General features: G+C 62.6%; 1 protein-coding gene and 1 pseudogene. One reads left to right on the plus strand and one right to left on the minus strand.

Features of this window, described 5'->3' with window-relative positions:
* A pseudogene (locus tag AC1DXV_RS32415) lies at positions 1-135 on the plus strand (IS5/IS1182 family transposase); the annotation flags it as partial.
* A gap of 114 nt (positions 136-249) precedes the next feature.
* Here AC1DXV_RS32415 and AC1DXV_RS32420 read toward each other — a convergent pair.
* Positions 250-3,228, minus strand: a complete 2,979-nt coding sequence (locus AC1DXV_RS32420) for a TrlF family AAA-like ATPase (protein WP_477871059.1) — start codon at positions 3,226-3,228, stop codon at positions 250-252.
* Positions 3,229-3,790: the final 562 nt, after the last annotated feature.

Genomic DNA, 3,790 nt, shown 5'->3' on the forward strand with positions numbered 1-3,790 from the left:
CTGTTCGGCCACAAGAAGGTCAGCTATCGCGGGCTGGCCAAGAACGGGGCGCGCATGTACAGCCTGTTCGCGCTGGCCAACCTCATGATCGCCAAGAGGCCGCTGCTCAGGCCTGCAGGGGTCAGTGCGCCCTGAAGGTTAAGACGAGCTCGCCAATCATTCGAAATCCACGCAAACGTGCGCTCGCCGCGGTGCAATGCATTCGCAGAGAAGCTGTCGGCTCCAGACATTGAATTGATCAGCTCATCCTTAGCGCAGCAGTTTCACCCGCAGGCGACGCGCCCGTTCGGTGAACGCCTTCTCGCCGCCTTCGAGGATGTCGCACACGACCTTACGGATACCGGCATCTTCCAACCCGCCGGCGACGTAGCTGAAGGACGGCAAGCCGCCGTCCGCTGCAGGGCTCGCGTTCGCCACGATGATCTGATCGGCATCGGTATTGATGACCAAGTTCGCGTTGTGCGTGACCATGATCACCTGGCGCTTGGCCTTCGCTTCGACGAACAACGTGACCAGTTCGTCGAACACCGATTTCGGATCAAGGTTCTCTTCGGGCTGGTCGATGATCAGCGGGCGGTCGTCGGAGTCATCGAGCGCGAGATAGAGCAGCAGCAGGACGATGCCTCGAGTTCCCGGTGAGAGTTTGCGGATATCGATCCCGTCGTAGAGGATTTCGTACTGGACAGCAATGTGGTCGGTGCTAAACAGCCACTGCGCGAACCGCTTCAGCCAATGCCGGAACGCCTCCTGTTCGGCCGGCGCGTACGGCGCGTGCGCGAGCAGCTCCTTGTAGTGCGCCGCGATGAAGGCGGACATCGCGCCTTCGATGTCTCGTGCGGAACCGGTCTCCCACGTCGGCTGAAGTTCCGCGCGTGCGATCTTCTCCAGCGCACCGATCCCGTAGAACGAGCCGGCCTTGCGGCGATCGATCAACTCTTCCTCGCCTTCGGCGGCCCAGCGGGCGACATCGGCGATACGCCTGACCTTGACGCTGAGTCGCTTCAGCGTTCCGCTCATCGCATCGAGCCGTTGCATCAGCGGCGCATACAACTCGATCAACGCCTCCTGTTCGTTGATCACCGCGGCAAACAGACGTCCATACGCCTCGTCGCGCTCACGCTGCAGCGCCTTGCGACGATCGAACGCGCCCTTCGCGTTGTCCAGCCGGGTCTTCAGTGTCTGCAGCGCGGCCTTCTCGGCCGTGATCTTCTTGGACAACGCCGCATACTGGTTCTGCACCACCTTGTCGGCGCTGATGGACAGTTCCAGCCTCGCCATCTCGGCCCGCAGCAGCGCTATTGTCGACTGCTTGAGGTCTGCATCCAAAGGAATCAGCGGGACCTTGGGATCGCCGGGCAGTGGCACGGTCCCGTTGATCTTGGCGATCTCCCTGTCCCCCCAGGTGATGTAGCCGGTCAAGGCCGAGTCGACGTTGCCCTTGTAGACCAGCAAAAAGTCGTCCCACTGCTTTGCATCCAGTCCGCTACCATGGTGCCTGGACATCACGTCGCGCAGCATTTCGGGCGACTTGGCGTTGCGCGTGTTGTTCACCTCGTCTTGCATCGCAACGAATGTCCGGCGCTGCGCGCCAAGGGCGTTGACCCGGGCACTCAGGGAAAGGACGGCTTCGGCCAGTGCCGTGTGACGCTGAACCTGTGCTTCGGTGCCCTTCTTGATCGCGAGCTTGGACTGGTCCGCGGTGTAGCCCTTGATCAGCTTGTCCTTCGCAGCCACCTGTCCGGCCAGGGCCTCGACGAGCGCTTCGTTCTCAAGTTCCACGGCGATGCGATCCGAGGTCGCCACGATAGCCTCCCCCTCCAGCCGGCGAGCCTGCTGATAGCGCACCGTCCGCTGATCGCGAAGCTCTTCGAAGCTGTAGGCGCCCTCCTGGCCGTCCTGCGTGTACGCCTCGAAGATGACTCGTTCGATCTCGCGTACAAGCCCTTCCGAGGCCCCCTTGGAAGAACACAGCTCCTCGACGAACTGTTGCGACAGATATCGCGCACGCGGATATGCAAGGTCGTCGGCGTCCCTACCGTCGAGCCAGCAGACCGACGGATCACCGCCTCCGCCCCAAGACAATGCCGCGCGTGCATCGCCGATCAGCGGACGCGCCCGGACGAGGAACGATGGGCTGATGTTCTCGTCCTCATTCCACGCGCTCTCCGATATCGCACCGCACCCGGCCGCGATCACGTCGGCCAGCGCGGTCTTGCCCGACCCGCGCGCGCCGATGATCGCGACGAGCCCAGCGTTCAACGGTATGTCGTTGGTTGTGATCCACGACGCGTCATCGAAGCGGACCTGCGAGATCACCTGCGAAGGCATCGCCCCCTTGGGCGGTTCGCTGCCGACCCAGGCGCGRCCGTGCGGATCGATGCAGGCCTGGCGCAGCGCATCGAAAGTCAGGGCGCCTTTGACCCAGGTGTACCGGTCCTCGGCAGGCCGTCCGACGGTCGCAAGATCGTGCGCATCGCAGCCGTTGATGCAAGGCTTGCAGCCGTCGTACCGATGCTGCAACTGCTCAGCGGTGACGTCCTTCAGGCCCAGCCAGAACTCACGCTGCGCCGGACTGCCCGCGAAGATGATGTGCGAGAACTTTTCGATCTCCTGACGGATCGTTTTGTCTGAAGCTTGCTGCAGTCCCGAGGTGCCGTCGCCCTTCGCGCCTGCGACCGCAATCAGGATGTTGTCTCTCGCCCAAGCGCTCTCCTTGAATGCGTTGCGCAGCCCGTCGAAGCTGACCCTGAACTGCGTGGCACCGTATGCCAGCGCCTTGCGATCGTCCTTGATCGATGTATCGGACACCTTGCCCAGCCGGATCAGATCGACTTCGGTACAGTCGTAGCGGTCACTGTGCGCCCCGAAATGCAGACGCGACAGGAAGCGCTTGATCTCTTCCACGTGGTCTGGATCTTCAGGACTCGCGAGGAGATGGAGATTGACGAACCCGGTCTTGGCAGCCACGTCGAGGCGAAGCTCGATGTTCGGGAACAGGAGCTTCACGCCCGGCAGACGCCCTTGTTCCCTGTGGCGGCGCACCTCTTGGTAGGTGTTGGTGGTGTAGTAGTCGGTGATGCCGAGCGCTTCGATGCGAGGCGTGCACGACTCGATGGCTTGCAAATACGCCGCCCACGGATCGTCGCCGCCAAACTGGTCGTTCAGCACGGTGCCAGGCCCGTGGATGTGCGGGTCCCAACGATGCCACTGCGAACCGCTCGTGATCATCCTGCACTCCTCCCCTTCATCTCTTCGGCGGTGACGGTGCGCTTGTTCGAAACGCCGCCGAGCGCTGGCCCCATCGTGCCGCACGCCATCTGATCGCGCCGCAGCAATTGAACCCGGCGAAGAAGAATCGCTGCAAGCCCACACCGCCGCTCATCCTGTGCGCAATCCAGCCGTCGCCTCGCGGCGACCCAACACGATCGCACGACGAGGCCGATGCGACATCCGCACAGAGCAGGATGCAACGCCGCCGGGCTTGTGCTCAAAGGCCGTTCACTCCGCCTATTCAGTATCACACACCATGCCCATCGACTGCCGACAGAACTACCGCGTTGCCGGCCTGTCATTCCCCCTAGGGATGAGCTGATCAATTCAATGTCTGGAGCCGACAGCTTCTCTGCGAATGCATTGCACCGCGGCGAGCGCACGTTTGCGTGGATTTCGAATGATTGGCGAGCTCGTCTTAACCTTCAGGGCGCACTGACCCCTGCAGGCCTGAGCAGCGGCCTCTTGGCGATCATGAGGTTGGCCAGCGCGAACAGGCTGTACATGCGCGCCCCGTTCT

This window comes from Rhizobacter sp. P3_C12, from assembly GCF_056402735.1.